Below are 24,456 nucleotides of genomic sequence, written 5' to 3'. Positions count from 1 at the left end.
CGAACGCCGTGACGGGCATCGGGAGGAGCATTCAGGGTGGGTAAGGACACTCCCTGGTCACAGCTGAAGCAGGCTGCGGCGGAGGGCAAGGTCGAAGTCGATATCAACGTGGCACTGAACTGCGCGAAAGCCTGCTCAGATGTGATCGAGCGGTTGAAGGCGTATCAGGGTCTCGTCGACCGCGAGCACGTCAGCAATATGAAGCGCTACAGCCCGCAGCCGAGCGGGCAGAAGCTGGCGGACAAGTTCAACATCCGGGCGACCCGTTTGCGCGACGCGTTCACCAATCACATCGAAGTGCTGTCGAATCTGACCGACGCCTTCAAGGACGCGGGCAAGAATTACAAGGAGGCCGACCAGACCTCCAAGGCCAACCTCTCGAGGGTGAACTCGTCACCCGGCGCGGCCAACGTCAAATATGATGCGCCGCAGTGGAACGCGCCCGGGAGCAGGAAGAAGCCCAAAGCGCCGACCCCGGCGCCGGGGCTGACAATGGAGCCGTCCGATATCGGGCCCGAGAATCCCACCCATCTGCAGGGCCCGGATCTGCACAAGCTGCGTACCGACAGCCACCCCGAGATACCTGCGGCCGCGGGCGCATTGTGGCGCTTCATGGCCACCGACTTCTCCTCACACGGCAGCAACCTGGCCGAACAGGTGCGGAAGTTGACCGGGAGCGGTTGGAAGAGCCCCGGTGGCGAGTCCGCGGTCCAGGCGATCCAAAAGTATGCCGGTACGGTCAAGGACCTGACCAACGCCATGGATTTCATGGGGCAGAACCTGGAATACACCTCCGATTGGCTGTATTCGAACCAGCAGGTCATGCCGACCTACCCGAATGTGAGTGAATGCGCTCTGGAGGAATTCCAGAACAAGTTCAACGAACACTATGTGCAGGGGCTGCTGAACACGGAGAAGCAGTTCCCGGTCCTGCCCGACCCCAAGGCCAATCCGATCGCAGTCCAGCCGCCGAAAAAGGACGACCGCGGCGACGGCAAGGACAAGAACAAAGACGATAAGGGCAACAAGAAGGACGGCAACGGGTCGCACGCCGGTCCGGGGACGGGTGGTAAGGGTAACGGGAGCGGCAAGGGGAGCGGGCCCGGAGGCGGCTCGGGTGCCGGTAAGCAGCCTCCCAAGACCGCGCCGCTCGGTCCGTGGCCTGCCCCCAAGCAGAATCGGCCACAGCAGCAGCCACCGAAGACCGCCCCCAAGCAGCAGCCCCGCGCGGGCGTCCCGGGCTCGCAGTTCGGTGGCGGTTCGTCGGCCGACGGTGGTGCTCAGGCCCTGGCGGCCGTGGCGCAGCTGCTCGGGCCGTTGATGGCCGCGCTGTCGGCGGGTATACAGACCATTCCGGCTCTGGCGCAAGCCATTCCGGCGATCACCCAGGCGTTGGGTCAGCTCGGCGGACCGGCCCCGGGCGCGGGGATGGCCGCATTGCACGATGCGGCGGCCCGTGTTCCGGAGTTGAAGGATCTGATCTCCCGCAGTCCCGAATTGATGCAAGTGTTCCGCGACCATCCCGAATTGCGAGGCATCGCGGAGGTTTTCGGTGTCACCATGCCGGGTGCCGACAGCGGGCCGTTCGCCGCGGGCGCGAACGGCGGCGAGAACGCCGGGCGCGATACGCGATTGTTCCCGCGGGCCGCGGTTCCGGAATCGGCGACATCGCCGGGCCTCTCGATCCCCGGCTCGGCTTGGGGGGCGGGATTGGCCGGGCCCGGCTCGGCGGCCGTGCCGGACGTTCCGGTGACCGCGGGCCAGGGCGGCGGCTCTGCATCGGAGGCGGTGGTCGTCGGTGGCGAGCAGGAACTGGGGCGTCGTGACACCGAGATGAAGCCGGTGGTCCGGCCTTGACGCAGGTGTGGAATTTCACCGACGTGGAGTTCAAGGTGCTGTGGGAACGGCATTCCGACAGCCCCCTGCCACCGCCGATGGTCTTCCTCAGCCGCACGCCGATGCTCGAAGACTTCGAGCGTGAGAAGTACGGGGCGTGGCAGCATTTGCAGGCCACGTTGGACTCCTCGTTCGATGGGGTGCTCGAAACACTCCTGCGCCCTGACGTTTTCGTGGTGTTGCACGGCTGGAACGACCGAGAGATGGAGAATCCGCACAAGCGGATCCGGTTGTATGCCGCGCGTTCGGGCCTGCGCGGTTATGTGCTGACCCAATTGCCCGGCGAGACCGTGCTGCACAGCGGTGGTTACACGATCACCGAGTGCGATCCGCGCGCGTTGGCGGATGCGGTCGTCCGGGCGATGCCCACCGCGGAGGCCGGCCGCCGCTTCCGCAACGTGCCCATTGCCGGCGGGCCTGCCACGCAACAGGGCGGCTGGGCGGAGTCGGACCAGCTGTACCGGCCTGGCGGGTCGCTGGTGTCGGAGTCGGTCGAGCTCGGAGCGTCGTCGGACGGCCTGAGCGAGCGCTTCTTCGCCGTCCCCGCGACCATGACCGGCGGGATCAGCGTCAGCCAGGGACGGTCCAAGTACGGTCGACGAGGGATCCTCGAGGAGATCATGGTCTGGCGGGACCTTCCCGATGACGGCCGGTACGTGTTCGTGCTCGATCACGCCCCCACGGCGATGGGCATCGGATCCCGGCACCTCACGGTGAAGCTGGCCGCCTCCATCGATCGCATTCTCGAGCGAATGGAAACCCATCGGGAGTGGGAAGTCCGCTGAACCGGCCCGGCCCCACGCGTGCGCGGATGATGTCGCGATGATCCGGATTTGACGGGGCAGCTCGGCGAGTTTCCTTGTGCGCCACGGCGAATTCAATCCCGTGCGGTTTTCTGTCCGCGATGGAAGCGGACCGACGAACCCGGGGGAGCGGATCGCGATGACGCTGTATCTGCCCGAGGGACTGCGCTGGATCGGGTGGGTGGCCGGCTCGAGCTGGCCCGCCGGCGACGAGGACGCGATGTGGGCGGTCTCCGCCGCATGGCAGGCGGCCGGTGTGGAGCTGCAGGCGCTGCTGACCGAGATCGACACGGCCAAGCAGGTGACCATGCATGCCTATCCGAGCGGTACTGCCCCGGCGGCGATGGGCCAACGATTCGACAAGCTCCGCAACGGTGACCAATCACTGGAAACGCTGGCCGAACTCGTGCGCGCGGTCTCCGAGTCGGCCTTCGACATGGGCACTCAGCTGGAGGCGACCAAGCTCACCATCATCGTGTCGCTGGCCTGGCTGGCGCTCGAGATCCTGTGGGCCTGGCTGTTTCCGCCCACCGCGCCCGCGGTGGAGGCGGCGGCGATATCCACCACGCGCTCGTTTCTGCGGGTGTTCGAGGACATGGCGCAGAAGTCGATAATGAATCTGGCCAGGAAGCTCGGCGCCTCGGCGGAGAAACGATATTTTTGGAAGGAGATTGCCGGCGGGCGCGCGGTGCTGCCGACGGCGAAGGGAATCGGTGTCTACAGCGTCAAATTCACCGAATCCGCGCTCACTTCGATGGGGTTGAACTCTGCCGTGCAGCTCGGTCAGATGGCGGCGGGAAAGCGCCGGCACTTCGACGGCACGGAATTGGGGCTGTCCGCGCTGGCGTCGGTCGCCGGAGCGATGCCGTCCCGGGAGATGGCCCGATACCTCGGCAACGGTATCGACAAACTGGCCGGGCACCACCTGAACAGCTGGTGGGGACGGTCCGCGCGGGGGGCCTTCATCGGGGCGTCGGCGGGTGTGGTCGGGTCCGCGCTGGGCAATGTCGCAATGGGAGCCGCGACGGGGGACTGGTCGTCGTTCAGCTCGCCGACCGGATGGGTCGGCACCGTCTCGCGCGGCAGCGCCGTCGGCGGTGCGCGGGGCCTGTTCGCGAAGTCGACGCCGATTTCGACCTCGGATGTGCGATACCGGCTGTGGATGCACAGGCCCGGTGCGCCGCGGACCGCGCCGACTGCCGGTACTGCGGCGCCGACCGGTGCGAGCGCTGTCGGCCACGACGGTTCGGCGCTACCGCGCAGCCAGCGTAATGCCGATGGCTCACAAGCGCTTTCGACAGCCCCAGGCGGTGGTACGACGACGAGCGGTCGTGCGGGGAGCGCTGGGCAGGGCACCGACACCCCGACGGTGAACTCGGGGCGGCGATCCGATCATGGCTCGGCGTCCTATCGGACTGCTCGCGAGTCGTCGGTGAGCAGTGGGCAGGAGTCGTTTCATACCGCGCGGGAGTCGGCGGGTAGTGGGCGGGAGTCGTTTCATACCGCGCGGGAGTCGGCGGGTAGCGGGCGCGAGTCGTTTCACACCGCGCCGGACCCGATTCGGCACGCTGGTCGGGAGACGATTCACAGCGGGCGAGGGGCGGTCGGTGGCGATGCGCCCACGACGATCTCGCGTGGCTCGGATGCGCAGTCGAGGTCCGGCCGCGGGAGATTCGAACCTCCTACCTCGTGGTCGTCCTCGGTGGACGGTGGTTGGTCGCCACCGTCGAGGCCGGGCGTCGCTCCGCCGGCTCAGGCCGGCGATGCCGATGCCGCGGGGGGACAGCAGGGTTCGTCCGACCGGCGCGAGGAACCGTTCCTCGGAGCCGGAAAGGATATGAAGGCCAAGACCCGCCCGAAACGGTATCCGGAGTGGACGCCACTGCCGGAAACGTTCACCGCACCGGATGCGCCGAGCCCGGCCGAGTGGCTGCCCGCGCGGCCCCGACCGGTGGAGGACCGCGTGGATGTGGCCTTCACGCTCGACAGCGGTGGGAATTCGGAGCGAAAGAAGGAGAAGTGAGATGGCAGAGCAGGTCGAGGTCGATCCGGTCCGGCTGCGCGCGGCGGCGGGGCAATGCGATCGGATTCGGGAGTCCATCCGTCGCACATTGAGCACATTGGGGGTAGTGGTGGCCGACGGCCGCACCCCGTGGGGTGACGACGGTTTCGGTGGCAAGTTCGCCGACGGCGACCGCGGCTATCTAGCCGCCCGCGACAACATGCTCGCCGCCATCGAGAAGATGGCGGACACCTTCGGAGATTTCGCGCACGGCCAGCGGGTGGCCGCGGATCAGTTGGCGAGGACGGAGCACGGCAATGCGGAGCGCTTCTGCTGATATCCGCGCCCTTCGCCCGGTGCGAGGCTCGACTTCGAACACGACCGACTTTGCACCGTGCCCGTTTCCCGCTAGGGGGCGGAGGCGTTGCTGCGCGGCCCCCTCCGATGCGCGGTCATGGTCGTCAGCGGCACCAGCCCGCTCCATCCGCAGGGTCGATCGCAGGAGGCGAGGACCCTGTCCGCACCCTGGGCGGTGGCGGATGCCCGTGCCGGATAACCACATTCGGGGCACTTGCCGAAGAAGTCGAGAATCTCCTGGGTTCCGGGAGCCGCGGAGGTGCGGCGCTTGCTCATGATGCTCTCTCCTTGCCCGACCGGGCATACTGCGGTGGAACGTCCATCCCGTCGCATCGTCCGGTAATACCGAACGGTAGCTTCGTGTGCAGAAGAGTACGGCGACTTCGCCGCCCTCGCTGGAGATTTCACAACAGCCGCCACGGCGCTGCGCGGTGGCGTGTCGGGCCGTAGTGAGCGAACCCGAAACGCCGGCGGCCGGCGCGACGGCTCACGCCTCCAGCAGAACGGTGACCGGTCCGTCGTTGACCAGGGCGACGTGCATGTGGGCGCCGAAACGTCCGGTCGCCACGGTCGCGCCGAGCCCGCGCAGGGCGTCGGCGAAGAAGTCGACCAGGGGTTCGGCGACGGAGCCGGGCGCCGCGGCCGACCAGGACGGCCGGCGGCCCTTGGCGGTATCGGCGTACAGGGTGAACTGGCTGACTACCAGGATGGGCGCGTTCAGGTCGGCGGCCGAGCGTTCACCGTCCAGGATCCGCAGCCGGTACAGCTTGTCGGCCAGCGCCTTCGCCGTCGACTCGATATCGGTGTGGGTGACCCCGACCAGGGCGAGCAGGCCGTGCGGAGCGCCGTGCGCCGCCGGGTCGATTCGCCCGACCACCTCGTCGCCCACCGTCACCTGCGCGGAACTCACTCGCTGCACCAGGACACGCACGCCGCCTATCCTCGCAAAGGCCGCGGGGGGCCTACCACCAGGATCGTGGGCGCAGCGAATTGGCCAGGTCGACCAGGGCGTAGCGCTGTAAGCGGTGCGGGCTCATGCGCGCGATCGTCCGCAGCACCGATTCGAGTCCGCCGCGCAGTCCCGCCTGCGTGTAGGGGAAGCCGAAGATCGTCGCATCCGGTGGCCGTGGTCGCCTGCCGGTGCGCAGCCACGCCAGCGCCACGCCCAGCACGATCGCCTGCATCTGTGGCAGCCGCGGTTCGTCCGGCAGTGCCTGCAGCCGCATCGCCGCCTCGTCGAGATCGGCCTGGGTGATCTCGTTCGGCGGCCGGGAAACCAGCAGCAGGCACCCGGTCAGTCGCGCCGCGTTGTGATGGCGTGAGGTCTCCGGAACCTCCTGCAGCGTGTCCACCGCCGCCCCGGTGTCGCCGTCGGCCGCCAGCCGTCGCGCCAGTCCGAACGCGGCGCTGGTCACGCCCCGGTTGGTGCGCCACACCGCGCGGTAGTAGCGCGCCGCCGCCCGGGACCACCGGTCCGGATCACCCGACTTGTCGGGGGTTTGCAGGATGAGCTCGGCCGTGGCGGCCAGCGCCAGCTGCGGGGCGATCTCGCCTGGCACCCGGGAGTGGACGAGATCGAAACGTTCGTAAGCCTTTTCGTAGTGACCACCGCTGAGCGCCGCGATCCCCGAATACCAGTCGATGCGCCAGTCGTGATGCTCGGCGGCCAGGTCGGCCAGCTTCGCTCGAGCGATGTCCACCTCGCGCAGATCGAGGTGAGCGCGGATCGCGGCCAAGGTGCTTTCCAGTGCGAAGGTTTCGGGCTCGTCCACGGTGCCCGCGTGCATGCCGTTGCTGCTCTGCTGCAGGGTGTCGAGGGCGAGGCGGGGGTCGCCGTAGAGCAGCGGAGACAGTAGTTCGGCGCTGGGGTCCTCGCTGTCGATCAGGGGAATCGGCAGTGCCGCAACGACGCTCGACCCATCGAGGGAGAGCGTGCGATGGCGGCCGTCGATGAGGCCGTCGGTCCCGCGGATCCAGAGATCGATGCCGAACTCGCCGCGCGGTGCGCCGAAGACCGAGGAAACCTGCGGATACTCCCGGTTCGTCTCCTCGGCCAGTACCGCGCGCAGGACACCCGCGAGCTGTCGGTGCATCGCATACGCCGACGGAAATCGTTGCGCCGGATCGGGATCGGTCGCCCGCAGCAGCAACCGGTGGAAGGACGGACAGCGACGCAGCACCGGCTCCTGATCCGGTGGCGGGATGCCGGGCAGCTTGTGGCCGTCGCGGTCGGCGGGCAGATTCAGGGTCAACGCGGCCAGTGTCCGCCCGACCGTATAGATGTCGGAGGCCACCGTGGGTCCCGTGCGGGTGAACTCCGGCGCCTGGTAACCGGGCGTGCCGTAGAGATTGCCACCGGATTCCCTGGCGGCGACCGCGCCGAGATCGATGAGCTTGACCTCGTCCTCGCTCACCATGATGTTGTCGGGCTTGAGGTCGTTGTAGGCCAGCCCGCACGAGTGCAGATAGTCCAGCGCCGGCAACACCTCCATCACGTAGGTGATGGCCTCCGACACCGGCAGCCGTTCGGGTGCTCGAAGGTCGAGCATCGTCTTCAACGACCGTCCGCCGACGTATTCCATGACGATGTATCCGCACGGGACGCCGTCCGCGGCCCGATGCTTGACGAAGTTGAAAATCTTGACGATCCCGGGATGCGCCATTTCCGACAGGAACTGGCGTTCGGCCAGCGCGACGACGTGGGCCTCGAAGTCCAGCGGGTTCTGCAGCCCTTTGAGCACCACCCAGCGGTCGCTGACGTTGCGGTCCCGGGCCAGGAAGATCCAGCCCATGCCGCCGTAGGCCAGGCACCCCTGCACCTCGTATTGACCCGCGACCAGCTCGCCCGGACGCAGCAGCGGTCGGAAGTTGAACGGTGATCCACAGTGTTCGCAGGCGCCGCTCGTCGGACCGGGCCCGTTCCCGGACGAGCGCCCGACCGGCTTCAGGCATTTCCAGCAGAACCGCTTGGCCTCCGGTACCTCGGGATTCGGCAGGATCGCAGTGGCCGGATCGACCGGCTCCACCCCGGGGAGGGCGACCAGACCGGCACCGAGGCGACGAACACTGGGCCGGGATCGAACGCTCGTGCCGGAGCCCGCGTCGCCGCTCGGGCCGGTCGCCGGTCGCGTGTCCGGTTGCCACGGACCGGGGTTGTCCGTGGCGCGTCGGGTGGCCCAGATGGACGTGCTGGGACTCGGAGGACGTTCCGTCTCCCGCGTCCGCCGGCTCGCCCAGGCGTGCGGGCGCGGACGGTCGGATGCGCTGGATTCTTCCGGCATTCAACCCTCTCGGACCCACGGTGCGACGAACCGGCTCTATCCCGCGCCACCGCGCAGTCCGGAGGGTGGGACTCGGCGCACTGCGCGGCGGGCGGACGGGCTCCTCGCGATTGTGCCTCATCGCGAGTTACCGCGTCGCTACTCGTCTGCGACGGTGTTGCCGCGCTGCTCGCGATGCTGGAGGGGCCGTTCGGCCAGCACCGGGAATTGGCCGGTGGCGCCCTCGCGCTGGGCGGCCAGCAGCAGCACCCGCCGACGGGCGAGGAACCAGCCGCCCACCAGGGCGGGAAGCATGATCACCACCATGGCGATGACCGCGCCGCGCTGCACGTCGCTGTCGCTGAACAGCATGAGCAGGACCACCGCGGCCAGGAAGACCAGCGTGGCGATGCCGGTGTAGGGCGCGCCGATCAGCCGGAATGCGGGCCGCTGCATCCGACCCTCGCGCGACCACTGCCACAGCTTCAGCTGGCAGAGCACGATTGCTGCCCACGCGGTGATGGTGCCCAGCGCCGATATGTTCAGCACGATCTCGAACGCCTTCTCCGGGACGACGGCGTTGAGTCCGACGCCGAACAGCGCGATCGTGCCGGTGGCGAGAATGCCCACGTACGGAACGCCGCGGCTGGACATACGGGAGGCGACCGCCGGCGCGCTACCGTTCATCGACATCGAGCGCAGAATGCGGCCGGTCGAGTACAACCCGGCGTTGAGGCTGGAGAACGCGGCGGTCAGCACGACCAGGTTCATCACGGTGCCGGCGCCGTCCACGCCCAGCTTGGAGAAGAAGGTCACGAACGGGCTCTCGCTGGATTTGAAGGCGGTGTAGGGCAGCAGCAGTGCCAGCAGCACCAGCGATCCGACGTAGAACAACGCGATGCGGGCAATGACGGAGTTGATGGCTCGCGGCATGATCTCGGCCGGCTTCTCCGCCTCCCCGGCGGCGGTGCCGATCAGTTCCACCGCGGCGTAGGCGAAGATGACGCCGGTGGTGCACAGCACGAGCGGCAGCACACCGTTGGGGAGCAGCCCGCCGTGGTCGGTGATCACGGACAAGCCGGTGCTCTGGCCCTGAATGGGGAACCGGCCGGCAAGGAAGACGGTTCCGATGACGAGGAAGCCGACGAGCGCGACCACCTTGACCAGGGCCGCCCAGAACTCCATCTCGCCGAACCACTTCACCGACACCATGTTGATGGCCACCACCGCGGCCAGCGCGATGAATGCGATCAGCCACTGCGGGACGACCTGCATCGCTCCCCAGTAGTGAACGTAGGTGGCGATCGCGGTGATGTCGACGATGCCGGTCATACACCAGTGGAAGAAGTACATCCAGCCGACGCCGAAAGCCAGTTTCTCGCCGTAGAACTCGCGGGCGTAGGAGACGAACGAGCCGGAAGACGGGCGATGCAGGACCAGTTCACCGAGGGCTCGCAGGATGAAGAAGACAAATACGCCGCACACGGCATAGGCCAGGAACAGTCCGGCGCCCGCCTCCGCGAGCCGACCGCCCGCGCCGAGGAACAGCCCGGTGCCGATGGCCCCGCCGATCGCGATCATTTGCAGCTGACGGGGACGCAGCGCCTTGTGGTAGCCCGCGTCCTCGGCGTGCAGGGCGTCGGCGGCTGCCTGCGTCTCTCCCGCCGGCGGTCGAAGTGTGGTCATGAGATGCCTTTCATGTGATGGCGATCATAACGCAGGATAACGTACCGCTACTTAACGGCACGTTCAACGTTTGTGCACGGTTGTCATCTCATGTTTTCGGGGGCCACAGCGACGTCGCGGACGGGTCCGGCCCCTGTTTCGTTGTGGTTTCCTTGACGTATGGCAGCGGGTGCGGAGTTTACGATCGACGAGCTGGCGCGCGAGGCCGGCACGACCGTCCGAAGCTTGCGGGTCTATCACGAGCGCGGAGTGCTACCGCCTCCGCAGGTGAAGGGGCGCACGGGTTTCTACGGGCCGGAGCATCTGAACCGGGTGCGGGTGATCAGTCGGCTACTGGATCGCGGGATCAAGCTCAACGGGATCCGGGAGCTGTTGGAAGCCTGGGATCGCGGTGACGATCTGGGCGCCATCCTCGGCGTGAGCGAGCCGGCCGCCGGGTTCGGCGTGGCTGCGATCGCCGCGCCGGTCGCGGCCGAGCCGACGGACCGGCCCGCCGAAACCCTCGTTGCCGCAACCGAACTCGCGCAGCGTTATCGCGATGTGCCCAACGGGCTGGCCCGCGTGATCGCGGCGGGCATGTACGAGCCGGTCGACGCGGACACCTATCGCGTCGTGGATCGGCAGCTCATTCGCGTCGCCGAGCAGCTCGCCGCGGCGGGTCTGACGCAGGCGCAGGTGCTCGACGAGCTGGAGCGGCTGGTCGCCGACTGCGATCGCATCGCACGCCGGTTCGTCGACCTGTTCGAGCGGACCGCCTGGCAGTCGTTCCAGCAGTCGAACCGCGCGAACGAGGATGTCGCCGAACTCGCCGCCCGGCTGTCCGAGGCGCGGGTCGTTCCCGGTCGGATGGCGGCCGAGCTGGTCGATCGCTTCGTCGCGCGCTATCTGGAGCGAGACACCGGAGAGTGGCTGCAGACGCCTTCCCGGTGATCGTCGGCCGCTGGGTCCGAGCACTCCTGCGATGATCGCGCCGTTGAGCAACGGCACGTTATTCCGTCGCGCTAGCGCCGCGACAAGTTCGATTCGTTCGTCTCGAACGTCTGGGCGGCATCACGCAGGTTCTTCGCGTTGTCCGCGAACACCTGCACGAGGTTGCCCAACACGCCGTACATCCGGTCGCGACCGGCCTTGTAGCCCCGGTCCCCGTTGGCGAACTGTTCGCCGCCATGGTCGTTACCCCACGGCTCGCCTTTGCCCTCGGCGGCGGCGCGAAGGGTGTTCAGCGTGGTGCGGGTCTTGTCGGCCACGGCCTCGAATTCCGTTGCGGCTTTGCGTATTCCGGCGAGGTCGACATGAACGGTCTGGGTCATCGTGGAGGTTCCTCAGGGGTTGCGGCGAGGGCGGTTCAGGTGCGTGAGGCTGCCTGCCTCGCGGGTGGCCATGCGACTAAGGATTGCCATCCGCGTAAGAGTATTCGGCGTCCCATTGCCAGTGCCCGCTCGGTTGCTTGGAATACCTGTAGTGCGCCTTTGTCAAACTGGTTCCCGATCGCTCGTGGGCGGTCACCAGCTGACCGACGGCCTGCAGGAGTCCATCGGATGGGACGATGATCGGCTGCGTTTCGGCAACCAGCCGAACGGTGATCTCGCCGCGATCGACCTCGAAGGTCAACTCCGCGGTGTTGTCGTCCTCGTACATTTCCTCCAGCACCAGGCTGCCGATGACCGAATCGAGGCGTTGCTGTTCTTCCAGGGAGATGGACACTATTCTCGCTCCTGATTGTATTCCGGGCTTTCGTTCTACCAAAAAGAGCTTTTGTACTTGTAGACAGCCTTCGCTTTCGTCCAGTTATCTCTCGGGTTGTCCAGTTCCATTGTGAACTGTGTTAGCTCTCTGCCCGTGTGATCGAACAGGGCATATGCGGAACGAGTGGGGCGGCCCGTGGAATCGCGATCCAATATTTTTGCCAGCATTTTAGTGCCCGGGTTGTTTCGCGCATATTTGATCGCGGCATTCTCCCACTTCTTCTTTGCCGAGGTATTTGCATTGCCCTGTTGTGCGAATATGTTCTCCGGGACGTTGACGTCTGCCTGCTCCCCGGCCCCGGCCTCGGGAATCATGTGCCCGCGGTGGTCGACGCCTTCGATGAATCCGACCGGATGTGGTAGGTGGCCGACTCCTCTCTTCTTGTACTTCGCCGGCGGTTTGAGCGAACCATGCGCGTACTTGGGCTGCATCGCCGAGTCCAGGATATAGGTCATATCCCCTCTGTTGACCACGGTATGCGTACTGCTGTCGACGACTGTATTGTCGGGCAGCCGCCAAGGGGTGCTCGAGTCTCCGGCAGGTGCGGCGGAATACGTTGAGGTGGTGGCGTATCCAGCCCACTGTGACGGCTGTCCGCCACCCAATTGGAATGAGATATCCACCGATCCGCTGCTGGGCGGTTGTGCCTGGGTGTAGTAGGTCTGCGAGTATTGAGGGTAGGCATGCTGCGCCTGGTTCGGCTGTTGGGTGTAGCCCTGCGGTGAAAAGTAGAAGGTCTGCCCCGGCTGTGCGGGAGGGTACCCCTGCTGCGAAAAGTAGTAGGGATGCTGCTGCCACCCCTGATTGGGATACATGCCGATTCTCGGTAGGTCGTTCCCGCCGAAACCGACCGGACGATCTGCGACGATGCGGGACTCGGGGTGGCTGCCGTGAGTTGGTCCCGCCGATGTGTCGAGCACTGCTGTGCCGTCGCCTCGGCCAGGGGAGTTGGCGGTCGAGATTTCCGCCGTACTGGCGCCCGGGGCGAGGACCTCGCCCACGAGGACGACTGTGCCGTTGGGTTCGCGTTCTACCGCGGTGATTCGGTACTCGGTGTTGCGGGCCAGCAGGACCTCCTGCTGGTCGCGGACTACGCCGTCCTCTCCGATGTACAGACCGAGAGATCCGCGTGGAACGGCGAGCTTCATTACATAGGGGTGGTTCACCAGGGGGGTCGCGGTGAGCGAGGTCGACAGGTAGCCGCGCTCCGTCTGGACGGTGCCGATCAAGTTCTCAGGATCTCGGTCGGCGAGCGGGGTGCCCTGGCTGTCGACCAGATAATGGATATCGGGCAGTGCCCGAAATACCTGAACAGTTTCGGGGAGGCGCAATTGCCTGCGCGTAGCCTGGTCGAGGAGGTCGATCTGTCGCTGTACGACCTCCGGCCCGAAATCGCCGAAATACTGCTGGTAGTAGGCCATCAGGAGGTAGTAGTGATCCCACTCTCCCTTGATTTCCGTCCACCGTTGCCCGGGATCCGGATGATTCAGGATCTCGTCGATGAACTGGATGCGCTCGTCCGTCTCCGGTGACGCGCCCTCGGTGATCAGCTGTGCCTTGGCCTGCGCGAGGCTCGGAGCATCCGATAGGTCCGGGTAGTCGCTGTCCAGCAGGTCGACGATCTCCGCATTCCGTTGGAGCCGATCGAGATAGGGCTCGATTTCGCCCGGATCGGAGTGCGTACGGAGAATGCTGTTGACGACCGTCTCCCTCTCGTAAGCGTGGACGGCCAGTCGCACCTGCGGAGGTAACGTCTTCAGTTCCCGGAGATGGCGAGATCCGTACTCGGCTGCCTCCGCGTCGGTTTGGAAGCGCCTGACGTTTCGACTCGATTCCGGCGCTGCCTGGTCGGCGGTCGGCCGCGTCGGTGTCGCTGGTATCGGCGTGCCGTCCGCGGTGTAGAGGATCGCGTGTACGGCCCCGATCCCTTCGACGGCCTTTGCTCGCAACGGCGCGGTGTGATTCCTGCTGGGGTCGATGACGACGATGCCGTCGGGGCGGTTGGTGATCAGGTAGGCGTGGGCGCCGACGCCGTGGGCGTCGGTGGGACCGCGGTAGGTGTCGACCACGAGTGCCGTCGTGCCGGGACCGTGGTGAAGGAGTTGGTCGGCGATGTCCTGGTGGTCGGTGAATCGGTGCAGCGGTGCGCCGGCGGCCTTTTCGAGTTCCCGTTGCGACATGCCCGCGGCGTCGGTCGGCTGCTCCGGGACCCGGACCACCGCGCTGCGGGTGAGTTCGACCAGGGCCAGGAGTGCGCGGGGGCCGCAGTCGTTGGCCTGCCGAGCGATGTGCTCGGTCGGCGTGGTGGCGGTGGCCCCGATTCGAGCTTCCTCGGCCCCCAATTCGCCGGGCGGTTCGGGAGTCGGCGGGCGGGGCGGGAGATCGTGGGGCGGGTACGGGTGGGTATGGCCGGCGGTGGTCGCGCTGGGACGCGGGGATTTGGGCGACAGCGCGGCGTGGTTGTCGGCGGCGATGGCGCCGAGATTCGTCAGGGAGAGCAGAGTTTCCGCCCCGTCCTTCGGGATCGAGCGCAGATATCGGCGGTGTGGATCGATGGGATTGGCGGTGGTGAGGCCGGAGGGGTATCCGGTGCGCAGGCGTTGCGCGCCGAAGTTCTCGGTGGCGGGGTCGATGCCGAGGCCCTTGACCGGCAGGAGATGGCGCAGTCCCGATCGACCGGTGCCGTACTTGGTGACGAAGTCCCAGCCGGAGGAGATGACGTAGACGTTGCTACCGATGCCGAATTCCTCGGCGTTGGTCACCGGGCCCGCCCCGGGGGAACCGAGCAGGGTGAGGGTGGACAGTTCGTGTGCGAGTTGGCGGTGTGCGGCGGCGAAGGCGACAGTGGTGGAGCCGTAGCTGTGGGCGAAGACGTGATTGCGCAGGGTGGTGGCATTGCCGAGGACCTGCTCGCGCAGGGCATGGTAGGCGGCAATGTCGCGGGCGAAATATCTCGCGCCGTCGCGGGCGAGGTGGGGAACGACGACCTTGTCGGGCGTGGTGGGGTGCTCGTACCCGAACCAGAGGATGGCGGCGGGCTCCAGCCGCCGGACCGGGTTCGCGCGGTGCGGGTCTGCGGCGAGCGTTGCGAGGTAGTGGTTGTGGACGTAGTCCCAGCGATGCGCGAGCCTCGAGAGCTTGGTGCCGAAGCCGCCGACGTGCCAGGAGACGCTCTCAGCGGTGGTGATGTCGCCAACGGTCATGACGATGCGGCCCTTGCCGTGGAAGGCGTCGGCGTCGTAGGACAGGATGCGGATCGGCGGCGACCCGGGCAGGGGCAGGGCGTCGTACTGGATTGTCAGCAGTTGTGCGATGGTGAGATTCAGGTTGCGAAGCCGGATTTGCTGCTCGGCGGTGGGCGGGCCCTCCTGGTTGCGCAGTCCTACCAGGTCGTAGGCGATGGCTCGGCGATTGGCTTTGTCCCGGACGTCGGGCGGAAGGCCGTCGGCATTGCCCAGTTGGTGCGGGTGGGTGTTCAGCAGCGCGCGGCGCTGTTCCGCATCGAGTGACTGCCACCAGGACGCGTTGCGGACGGTGGTTACTCGTGCCTTCTCCCGGATTGCCGCGATCTCCCGGGTGTAGTCGAGGGTGCCGGCCGCCTCGGCGGTGGCCAGGTCCCGTTCGTGTAGGCGGACGCCTTCGATGTCCGCGCGGGAGACCGGAACATGAAGGAGATCGGCGGCGGTCGCGGTGTGCCCCAACATCTCCAGGGCGTCCCGCGCGATGCGATGCTGCTCGGCGAGGAAACGGGCGAGCGAATCGCTGTCGGACGAGGCGGCTGGCTGGCCTGCGGCTACCGAGAGCCCCTCCGATTGGTCTTCGGCAAATCGGAGAATCTCGTCGTGGTCGACCGGACCGGCGGCCTCGGGATCGAGACGGTGCAGAGATTCCGAATCGGGTGCGCCGCCGAGATGCCGGCGGATGTAGGCCGCCAACTCACCGTACTCTGTGTGTTGCGAGCGTATTTCCCGCCAGTATCGGTGTGGATCGTCAGCGTCGAATATCTCCTCCAGATAGGCCAACCGATTACGATCGGAGGCCGACAGCGGCTCCTGGTTTCGCGCCGCCCGATCCAGGTGTGCCAGCTGCTGCTCGAGCGCGTGGATATCGAGCGAATCGCTTCCCCCGGTCAGCGATTCGACAATCGCGTGACCTCGACGCAGCACGGTCGAGCGGTCGCGGAAGGCCGCCGCGGCATCGGGCTCACTCGCCATCGCGTCGAGCAGTTCTGGAGCCTCCAGATAGCCACGCACGGCCTGTCGGATGTCGGCCGGAAGGTCGTCCCACCCTCGGCGTCCGCCGATTCGTACCGTGTCGAGATCGGTCGCCGGTTCCGTCGCGATGACCGTCGTGCGAATCGTGAACTGCGGCCGGTCCGGAGTGCCGGTGTCGGTGACACTGTCGATTCGGTAGGTGATGCCGCGGGGCAGTAGAATTTCGCACTCCTCGTAGGCGTGGGCGCTCAACGAGGGATCGAGCCACAGGGCACGCGTTCCGGCGGGAATGCGAAATTCGAAGCGATGGTGGAAATTTCGTCTGCTGGTGGTGGTGTATTCGTCGGCCAGCGAGGTGGACAGAAATGTTGGGTCGCGCTGAATCGTGCCGACGAGCATATGCGGATCGCGCGTGCCGAGCCGGTTACCCGCCCCGTCGAGCAGCGAGGCGATGTCGTGGACACCACGCACGGCCCGCAACGCATGCGGCAGCGGCCGGTCGAGCTGGAAGGCGGCATCGATGTTCTCGATGTGTTTCTCGATGTGCTCGATGGTCGGATCGAGGGTTCCGTAGTACTCGGCCAGTTCCCGGTGATCGGCCTTCAGCAAGAGTTCGCGAAGCCGTTGATCGTCGGCGAGTGCGGTCCGCAGACTCGGGTAGTCGGCCAATCCCGGATGACGCCCTGGGTCGGGTATCGCCGTGGCCTCGGACGGTATCGCGAGCAGGTCGCGCAGGGACCTGCCTTCCGCTCGCGCCCGTCCGATCAGGGCGAAGTGTTCCGCGATCGCGGTTTCGTTCAGACGCAGGAAGTAGTTGGGCACCGGCTCTCTGGCGTACTGCCGGAGGGATGTCAGCTGCTGTGGCGAGAATCCGGCACCCGTTTCGTCGAAGTGCTGCCGCCGCAACGCTTCCAGGTGCTCGCCGTACATGCGAGCCGCTACATGATTGTGAAAGTACAGGTACCCGTTGTCGTTTCCGGCTGTGACCGCTATGAGCGGCGGGAGAGGCGGTTGTGCCGGCGGACCTGCGTCGGCCGGTTCAGCCACCGAGAAATGCCGACCATCCGCGGAGTGCACCAGGATGTGCATCGGCCGGTCCTGCTCGCCGTACACGATTCCCGCGCCGTGCGCGTCGACGACGGCGAGACGGATATCGAACATCCGGGCAGCCTCGCCCAGCAGCAGATGTGCCAGCGGGTGGTCCGGGTTCCACGACGTGCGCAGGTCCTCGAGTTGGTGCAGGAAGACGTGCCGCTCGGTGATATCGGCGGGGAGACGATCGCGATGGATGGGCCAGCTCTCGCCGAATTCGTCGATGATGCTGGAACGTAACTGTGCGACTCCGATGTCGTCGCCGAACTCTTCGGCGAATATGCGACCGAGGGCAGGGAAGGGTCCCTGTTCCGCCGATCCCATGGGCACCAGCCGATATCCACTGAGGTCCACGAGCTGTGCCGCCGCGTTCGTCGCGTCCGCGGGGAGGTGCGCCGGTGACACCGGAATGCCGTCGGCGGCATACAGGATGGCGTGTGTGCTGTCGAGGGCTCTGGCAGTTCGGGGTGGGAAGCCGTGGTGGCGATCGAGGCCCGGGTCGAGGACGGTGATGTGGCCGTTGTCGTTGGTGAGGAGATAGGCGTGGGCGCCGACGCCGTGGATGTCGGTGGGGCCGCGGTAGGTGTCGACGATGAGGGCGGTGGCGCCGGCACCCAGTTGGAGCAGGTGCCGGGCGACGGTGTCGTGATCGCGGTATGAGTGCAGGGAGGCGCCGGCGGCGTCCTCGAGTTCCCCGCGGCTCATGCCGGTGATGCCGACCGGGTGCTCGGGCAGGCGGACCACTGGACTGCCGGTGAGTTCCACGAGCCGGCGCAGTGATTGCGGCCCGCAGTCGTTGGACCGGTGGTTGGCGCTGCTCTCGGATTCCGTCGGCATGGCGCCGATTCGGTGGTCGGACCGGGGACGCCCAGGGTCGGTGGCGATGGAAAGTGGCCGGCTGCCGTCCGCGGCGGTGGAGCCCTCGCGGGGTCCGCTCGTGTGCGAGGGGGCGTCGATGGCACCGGGTGCGTTCGAGCGCAGCGGCTTGAACGACAATGTCTCGGTGCTGCCCGCGGCAATGGCCGCGGTGGCTTGCAGGGAGGCGAGCGGTTGGGTGTTGCCGTCGCGCACGATCGTGCGCAGGTATCGCCGGTGCGGGTCGATGGGGTTGAGGGTGGTGAGGCCGGAAGGAAATCCGGTGTGCAGGCGTTTCGCTCCGAAGCTCGCGACGGCCGGATCGACGCCGAGGCCCTTGAAGGACATGAGGTTGCGGAAGCCGGGTCGGCCGACGCCGAACTTGGTCACGAGGTCCCAGTCGGAAGAGACGACGTAGACGCGGGGGCCGATGCCGAATTCGTCGGCCCGTGCCACGGGGCCGGCGCCGGGTGAGCCGAGCAGGGTGATGGTGGACAGCTCGTGGGCCAGTCGCGCGTGCGCGGCGGCATGGCTGACGGTGGTCGAGCCGTAACTGTGCGCGAAGACGTGGTTGTGCGGGAGATCGGCGTTGCCGGACGCCTGTTCCCGCAGGGCATGGAAGGCCGCGAGGTCGCGGGCGAAGGCTTTCGACCCCTCGATGGCGAGATGCGGGGTGACCACTTCGCCGACACCGGTGGGGTGTTCGTAACCGAACCAGAGCACCGACGCGGCCTCGAACCCTTCGGACGAAGCGGTGCGGCGGGCGGCGTGCGCCAGGGTCTCCGTGTAGTGGTCGTACAGGTAGTTCCAGCGATGTCGCAGCCGGGACAGCTTCGTGCCGAAGCCGCCGATATGCCAGGAAACACTGGTTGCGGTGGTGATATCACCCAGGGTGAGGACTATCCGCCCCTTGCCGTGGAATGCGGTCGCGTCGAAGGACAGCACGCGCACCGGTGGCGAGCCGGGCAGGGTTCCGGCATCGCGTTCGATCTGCCACAGTTGCCCGACGGTCAGTTCGAGATTGCGCAGCTGGACGCGCTGCTCGGCGGTGAGCGGGACCTCGCGCCCGCGTAGCGCCGCGAGGTCGTAGGCGATGGCGCGTCGGTTGGCCTTGTCACGAATCTCGGGAGGGATGCCGTCGGCATTGCCGAGCTGGTGTGGATAGGTCTCCAGCAGGGCACGGCGATGTTCGGTGTCGAGCGAGGCCCACCATGCCGCATTTCGGGTCGTCGTATCGCGGGCCCGCTCTCGGATGACGGCGATGGTGCGCGCGTGGGCGAGATCTTCGGCGGTGTCCTCATGCGCGCCCGGACGGGTGGCGAGAGTCTCGGGCGACATCAGCCCGTGCAGCAGATCGTCGGCAACCGCGTTGGGGCGCAGCAAGTTCAGCGCTTCCCGGGCGAGGCTGCGGTGCTCGGAAGAGGGTTCGGACACGACGGCCGCGGCGATACCGGCTGCGCCGGTGCCAGGTCCGGATTCTCCGCCGGCGGCGCGGTCCGGCCGCGTCGGGCCGATAGCCGGCGGCGCGGTCACCGCCCTGGTGAGAGCGCGCGGATGCGGTACCGAACCGTCGTGCGCCACCGTGAGCGGTCGTGGTACCAGGCGGATTCCGGCGGGATCGGGCACCCCCGCGTAGACCGATTTCCAGGTGCGGGCTCGCAGTGGCGGACGGTGTGCCTCGGTCACCACCCGGTCGTAGTTGCCGGTCGCGATCCTCGCCATATTGTCGAGGGATTCCGACGGCACCCAGTTCCCGGCGAAATCTCTCGTGAATTCGAATTGTTGACGATGCGCCGTCACGCCCGTATAGCGTTCCGGGTATTCGGACCGGCCACGAATGGCACCGAATTCCTTGCTGGCCGGGGATATACCGTGGCCGATATCGATGGCGTGCTGCACCGCGTCGAACAAGCTCCCGCGCATGCCCGGCGCGGGTGCGCCCAGCCGGGCGACCGGATCCTCCGCTGGCAGCAGGGCGAACACCCGGCCCGGTGCGAGGCCGTATTCCGAGGCATGCCGGACGGGACCGGCGCCAGGCGACCCCAGCAGGGTGAGCGATTCGATCACCGGCGCAAGCCGACCGTTGTGCGCGGCGTAACTGGCGGTGACCGAACCGTAGCTGTGCGCGAAGACGTGCATGCGGTGCGCCGGTGCACCGTCCGCGCCGATGCGACGGGCCTCGTCGAAGGCGTGCAGAGCGGCACGCAGCCGATCGGCGCCCTCGATCGCCAGCGTGGGACGAGTGGCCCGCAGCATCGTCCATGGCCGCCCGTCCCCGCCCGGAGTCTTGTAGTCGACCCACACCACCGTCGCTACCGCCAGCTCCGGATCCGCACGCTTGGTCGCCGCGTAGAGGTTCATGCCGTTGATCACGTCGGTGTGCATGGTCGCTATCGACGTGCCGACGCCCGGGATGTACCACGACACCGACTCCGCGGTATCGACGTTCCCGTAGCTCATGACAGCGCTGCCGTACCCGCCGAACGCATCCGGATCGAATCGCAAGAGGTGAACCGGCGGTTGCTCGATGCCGGTCTTGCGGGCGATGAACCGGGCCTGCAGATCGGCGTTGTACAGGTTGATCAACATCTCCCGCAGGTTGCGCAGACGGTGCCGCTCGACCGAGGACAGCGCGGACGGGCGGCCCAGCTCGATCGACCTGGCCAATTCCCTGGCGATGTAGGTGCGGTTCAACGCATCTCGCACCTCGGCGGGGATGCCGTCCCCATTGCGCAGCCCGGCGAATTCGGTCACCAGGGCGAGCTGATCGGCCGGTTCCAACTCCGCGAAGCGCAGGTCCTGCCACCACTGGCTGCCCCGCGTACGCCACCAGTGTTCGACCGCTCGAGTGTGCGCGCGCACCGACTGCGGGTCGGCACTCCCGCCCGAGCCCGGTGGCGGATCCGGCGGTGTGATCGAGGGTGCCGCGGGTGCGAAGGCGTCGGGCTCGGGCAACGGGCGAGGCCGACCTTCGGCGGCTTGTTCTCGCCATGCGTCGAGATCTGCCTGTTGTCGGACCAGGTTCTCCCGATCCGCGCGCAGGGTCTGCTCGATCTCGTTCAGATCGTTCCAGCTGATTCGGACATCCCGCCACGCTGCGGCCCGTTCGGCGCGATCGCCGGTATGCCGCAGCAGTGCGCGCTGTTTGTTCGTGGTCTCGGTGCGCTGGACCCGCAGAGCCCGCTCCCGGCGCTCGAGAGCCGCACTCGCCGCGTCGAGCAGGAGTTGTCGGCGCTCGATCTCGGCGCGCCGGCGGTCGGGTCGAGTCTGCGGCGGCCGGGCCGGAGCGTCGGGATCGGCCGACCGCGTGGATCGAACAGTCACGGGCGTGTCGGGCGACAGAGATTGTCGGGTAACGGGATTCGCCGGGAATGGCGTGCTGTGCATGGTCGGACCGACCCGAAGGGGCGAATCGGGAGCGTTCGGCAGGAGAGCCGGACGCGCGCGGCTGCCGTCCTCGCCGGACGGGACGAGTCGGCTCGCGGACGTGGGCGGCACGGCGGGGCGCGCGGGCGTCATGCCCTCGCCCGGGGGCGTAGTGTGAGCGCTCGAAACGTGCTGTGTGAGAGAGGAACTGGCCGGCCCGGCGGGGCCCGGCGCGGTCGCCCGGGCTGGCGTCACGTCGGGGTCGGTGGGCCGCATCGGGATCGACGAATGCGCCGAGGGCGGCGGGTCCGAGCTGCCCGGGAAACGGGATACGTTGGGCGGCTGAGCGGTTGGAGCTGCCTGCGCTACGGGAACCGGGGCGTCCGCGGCGGCGGCACCGGCGAGCGAGTTGGGGTTCGGGGTGGTCGTGGGCTGACCGGTATGCATGCCGGGCCCGATCGGATCGGTCGTATTCGAAGCGGCGCCGGTGGCATGGCCGGTGCTCGAACTGGAGCCGGCGAGCGGAGCGGTGCTCGCGCTCGCGGCGGTCAACGGGCCGATGTTCGACCGTGCGGCGGCGGGGGGTTGGCCGGTGTGCGGATTCGCTCCCGCGGCGGGGCTGGGGTTCGGGTGGGTACCCGCGGGTCGGCTGTTGTCCGAGGCGGTACCGGCGAGGGGAGCCGTACCGGTGCCGCCGCCAGTGGATTGGTGGGCGCCGGGGACCGCGTCCCCGAGGGGAGTGGTGGTTGGGTTGGCGCCGATGCGTTGGCTGGTGCCGGAGTTGCTGCTCGCGAGGGGAGTGGTGGGGGCGGCGCCGGTGGGTCGGTCGGTGCGCGCGCCGGGGTCCGCGGGCCGAACATCGCTGGAGCCGCGTGGCGGCATGCTTGGCGCGGTGGATGGGGCGGTGGGGTTGGTGGCGCCGGTGCCAACGGGACCGGTCGCGCTCCCACTCCCGGCCGAGCTGGGCGACACGTTGGACAGTTCCACGATGCGGGGGGCGCTGCCGTCGGTTGCCAGGGCGGCGCGGGTGTTCTGCAGGTGATCGGAGACGCCGTGGACGCCACCGACCAGACCACCGCCCACGCCGCCGAGGATCATGTTGGGGTCGAAGGTCCAGTCGCCGGTGATGGCACCGTTGGCGACGTATCCGCCGAGGGCGCCGACGACGCCGGAGGGGACACCGGCGGCGATGGCCATTCCGCCGGCCTTCCACCAGGTCATCGTCGCCGGGTTCGCCAACTTGCCCAGGCCCTTGCCGATGTAGTGGCCGACCGGTGCGGCGACGGCTCCGGACACACCGGACACCGCTGTCGAGATGGCCAGCTGGCCGACATCGATGCCGTTGCGATGACCCTTTCCCACCTGGATGCCCTGGATGAGGAGCTCCTGGCCGAACCCGATGCCGGCCTCCCGGAGTGCGGCGACCCCGGCCAGCTTCCACAACGGCATATCGGCGATGCGGACGGCACGAGCCGCCAAGCGGCTCGCCAGGGCGCGGCCGACGGCCTGGATGATGCCGGCCGCCTCCGCCTGGATCACCGGAACCGCGAACGCTCCCCACATAGTCGCCAGCGCGTAGGCGATCTCGGCGGCGGTGATGATCAGCGTGATTATGATCTGCAGCTTGGCGTATTCGATCTGCGTCCCGCAGTCTCGGACCGAATCGCCAAGCTGGCGCAGGCCTTTCGCGATTTCGGCGATGGACTGGTCACCCTCGAAGAACTTGTCGAACTGTGCCTTGATCTGCTCCGCGCCGTCTCCGGAGTAGCTCCGCAGCGCGGTGTCGCAGGCGGCGCGCAGATCAGCGACCAGGCCGCCCAGCTCGTCGGAGGCTCGGTGCCAGTCCTCGGCGAGCGCGAACAGGGTGTCCTCGTCCCCCTGCGGCCACGACGAGCCCGCGAGATAGCTGAGCCACTGCAGCTCGGCGGGCATGTGGATCGACACGTTCAGATCTCCATGGCAGAGCCGAATTCACTCCGGTACAAGCTTTTCGGGAACCGAATCAGTAACCGTCGTCGGCGACCGCCGACCGCGCGCGGGGGGTATCGGAGTAGTCGAGATGTCGACGCGCCGAGGGCGGATCCATGGGCGCCCGCTGCGGTTCGGGCACCTTGGCTCGCAGATCGGGCAGGTCGGCGACGATCTCCGACAGGCTGGGCAGCCGGGACCGGGTGGAGCGGATGGGGGCGATCAATTCCTCGGCGCGGCGCGCGACCTCGACCGCCGCCAGCTGGGTCGCTTCCGTGACCGCCGCGGCGATCTCGTCGTAGTCCAGATCGTCGATGTCCTCGGCGAACCTGGTCTCGATGACCACGCCGTCGGCGTTCACCGTGATATGGACCCGACCTTCGCCGGCGGAGGCGGCGGCGGTGAGGGCGGTGCGCTGTCGCTGGGCCTCCGCAATGGACCGGATATGCGTGTTGACGGTATCGAACAGGTCTGCGAGGTCGGCCTTCGCCCGGTCGTTGGTCACGTCGAAATCTCCTACCGCCCGACGGATTTCGGAAAAGCGCCGCCGACGCCCGCCGCGCCCGCTTTTCCACGTTGCACGCTACCGGATCCGAGGGGTTCGGCAGCCGCGGATTATCCCGCGTTGACGGCCGAATGACGTCGTTGTGACGGCACCGGTGTTGAATGGCAACTGGTGGCATCTGCGAGCGGAGGCTGTTTATGGTGAACGAGCGTTTGAAAGCCGACGCGGCAATGATGATGGAAGAGTTGACCGCCCAGTTGACGGGTATCGCGAAGATCCAACGGGAACGCGCGCGGCTCACTGCGACCGTCACGGCCTGCGACAAACGAATAACCGTGACCGTCAACGCCGATGGGATTCTCGTGGAAACGCGATTCTCCGACGATATCGATGACCTGACCTACGACGAGATCGCCGCGGCCATGACCGAGGCCGTGCAGGCCGCCGCCGCCGATGCGGCTCGCCTCGGACGAGAACTCATGGATCCCCTCCGGGAGCGCAAGGCCCGGTTGCCGCGCCTGTCCGAGATGATCGAGGGCGCGCCCGATCTCGGTTCGATGATGCCGGTGACACCGCCCGCGTCGACCGCGCCGCCGAATTCGCCCGAGCGGCTCCAGGCGCACGACACCACGGAAGCCGATGGCGCCTACCGATTTCCGGCTCGGCGCTCGCTGGTCAGCGACCAAGACAGATGAACTGAGATCGG

General features: G+C 67.5%; 14 protein-coding genes. 6 read left to right on the top strand and 8 right to left on the bottom strand.

Annotation, left to right across the window (positions count from 1 at the left end; genetic code table 11):
* Positions 1-36 precede the first annotated feature (36 nt).
* The 4 genes from NDR87_RS19785 to NDR87_RS19770 all read left to right on the top strand — a co-directional run bounded on the left by NDR87_RS19785 (position 37) and on the right by NDR87_RS19770 (position 5,038).
* Positions 37-1,857: a hypothetical protein gene (locus NDR87_RS19785; protein ID WP_251914380.1), complete on the top strand. Its 1,821-nt coding sequence runs from the start codon at positions 37-39 to the stop codon at positions 1,855-1,857.
* A 5-nt stretch (positions 1,858-1,862) separates the two neighbouring features.
* A complete protein-coding gene (locus NDR87_RS19780) occupies positions 1,863-2,681 on the top strand; it encodes an ESX secretion-associated protein EspG (RefSeq protein WP_251914582.1) in 819 nt (272 codons plus the stop codon).
* 157 nt (positions 2,682-2,838) lie between these two features.
* Complete coding sequence (locus NDR87_RS19775; RefSeq protein WP_251914381.1) at positions 2,839-4,722, top strand: hypothetical protein; 1,884 nt, start codon at positions 2,839-2,841, stop codon at positions 4,720-4,722.
* Between the two features lies 1 nt (position 4,723).
* Positions 4,724-5,038, top strand: a complete 315-nt coding sequence (locus NDR87_RS19770; RefSeq protein WP_251914382.1) for an ESX-1 secretion-associated protein — start codon at positions 4,724-4,726, stop codon at positions 5,036-5,038.
* Between the two features lie 71 nt (positions 5,039-5,109).
* Here the strand turns inward: NDR87_RS19770 and NDR87_RS19765 are convergent, their stop codons facing one another.
* The 4 genes from NDR87_RS19765 to NDR87_RS19750 form a co-directional block, all read right to left on the bottom strand.
* Positions 5,110-5,334 carry a hypothetical protein gene (locus tag NDR87_RS19765; protein WP_251914383.1) on the bottom strand — a complete coding sequence of 75 codons (225 nt, stop codon included), beginning with the start codon at positions 5,332-5,334 and terminating at the stop codon, positions 5,110-5,112.
* Between the two features lie 211 nt (positions 5,335-5,545).
* Complete coding sequence (gene dtd / locus NDR87_RS19760; protein WP_251914384.1) at positions 5,546-5,989, bottom strand: D-aminoacyl-tRNA deacylase; 444 nt, start codon at positions 5,987-5,989, stop codon at positions 5,546-5,548.
* 31 nt (positions 5,990-6,020) lie between these two features.
* A complete protein-coding gene (locus NDR87_RS19755) occupies positions 6,021-8,339 on the bottom strand; it encodes a serine/threonine-protein kinase (RefSeq protein WP_251914385.1) in 2,319 nt (772 codons plus the stop codon).
* 138 nt (positions 8,340-8,477) lie between these two features.
* On the bottom strand, positions 8,478-10,004 hold the full coding sequence (locus NDR87_RS19750) for an amino acid permease (RefSeq protein ID WP_251914386.1): 1,527 nt from the start codon (positions 10,002-10,004) through the stop codon (positions 8,478-8,480).
* Between the two features lie 159 nt (positions 10,005-10,163).
* Between NDR87_RS19750 and NDR87_RS19745 the strand changes: the two genes are divergently transcribed.
* Entirely contained in the window at positions 10,164-10,934 is a 771-nt protein-coding gene (locus tag NDR87_RS19745) for a MerR family transcriptional regulator (protein WP_251914387.1), read from the top strand.
* Between the two features lie 71 nt (positions 10,935-11,005).
* On the opposite strand, the gene NDR87_RS19740 is transcribed toward NDR87_RS19745, so the two are convergent.
* The 4 genes from NDR87_RS19740 to NDR87_RS19725 form a co-directional block, all read right to left on the bottom strand.
* Positions 11,006-11,314, bottom strand: coding sequence for a WXG100 family type VII secretion target (locus NDR87_RS19740; RefSeq protein ID WP_251914388.1), 309 nt, complete (start codon positions 11,312-11,314; stop codon positions 11,006-11,008).
* 76 nt (positions 11,315-11,390) lie between these two features.
* Entirely contained in the window at positions 11,391-11,708 is a 318-nt protein-coding gene (locus NDR87_RS19735) for a hypothetical protein (RefSeq protein ID WP_251914389.1), read from the bottom strand.
* A 35-nt stretch (positions 11,709-11,743) separates the two neighbouring features.
* The gene (locus tag NDR87_RS19730) at positions 11,744-23,221 is read right to left on the bottom strand and encodes an alpha/beta hydrolase (protein ID WP_251914390.1); all 11,478 of its coding nucleotides are present in this window, start codon (positions 23,219-23,221) and stop codon (positions 11,744-11,746) included.
* Positions 23,222-23,279: 58 nt separating this feature from the next.
* Complete coding sequence (locus NDR87_RS19725) at positions 23,280-23,750, bottom strand: YbaB/EbfC family nucleoid-associated protein (protein WP_251914391.1); 471 nt, start codon at positions 23,748-23,750, stop codon at positions 23,280-23,282.
* 197 nt (positions 23,751-23,947) lie between these two features.
* Here NDR87_RS19725 and NDR87_RS19720 point away from each other — a divergent pair, with 197 nt between their 5' ends.
* Positions 23,948-24,445 carry a YbaB/EbfC family nucleoid-associated protein gene (locus tag NDR87_RS19720; RefSeq protein ID WP_251941184.1) on the top strand — a complete coding sequence of 166 codons (498 nt, stop codon included), beginning with the start codon at positions 23,948-23,950 and terminating at the stop codon, positions 24,443-24,445.
* Positions 24,446-24,456 lie beyond the last annotated feature (11 nt).

The sequence above is a fragment of the Nocardia sp. CDC159 genome (assembly GCF_023740735.1).
Lineage (GTDB): Bacteria > Actinomycetota > Actinomycetes > Mycobacteriales > Mycobacteriaceae > Nocardia > Nocardia pulmonis.
Note: the sequence above shows the minus strand (reverse complement) of the source record. Positions and strands in the feature narration are given on the sequence as shown.

What these genes read in the sequence shown, in the direction of transcription:
- NDR87_RS19775 (WP_251914381.1), top strand. Translation starts at nt 2,839, where the DNA reads ATGACGCTGTATCTGCCCGAGGGACTGCGCTGGATCGGGTGGGTGGCC.
- NDR87_RS19720 (WP_251941184.1), top strand. Translation starts at nt 23,948, where the DNA reads ATGGTGAACGAGCGTTTGAAAGCCGACGCGGCAATGATGATGGAAGAG.
- NDR87_RS19750 (WP_251914386.1), bottom strand. Translation starts at nt 10,004, where the DNA reads ATGACCACACTTCGACCGCCGGCGGGAGAGACGCAGGCAGCCGCCGAC.
- NDR87_RS19755 (WP_251914385.1), bottom strand. Translation starts at nt 8,339, where the DNA reads ATGCCGGAAGAATCCAGCGCATCCGACCGTCCGCGCCCGCACGCCTGG.
- NDR87_RS19770 (WP_251914382.1), top strand. Translation starts at nt 4,724, where the DNA reads ATGGCAGAGCAGGTCGAGGTCGATCCGGTCCGGCTGCGCGCGGCGGCG.
- NDR87_RS19765 (WP_251914383.1), bottom strand. Translation starts at nt 5,334, where the DNA reads ATGAGCAAGCGCCGCACCTCCGCGGCTCCCGGAACCCAGGAGATTCTC.
- NDR87_RS19745 (WP_251914387.1), top strand. Translation starts at nt 10,164, where the DNA reads ATGGCAGCGGGTGCGGAGTTTACGATCGACGAGCTGGCGCGCGAGGCC.
- NDR87_RS19740 (WP_251914388.1), bottom strand. Translation starts at nt 11,314, where the DNA reads ATGACCCAGACCGTTCATGTCGACCTCGCCGGAATACGCAAAGCCGCA.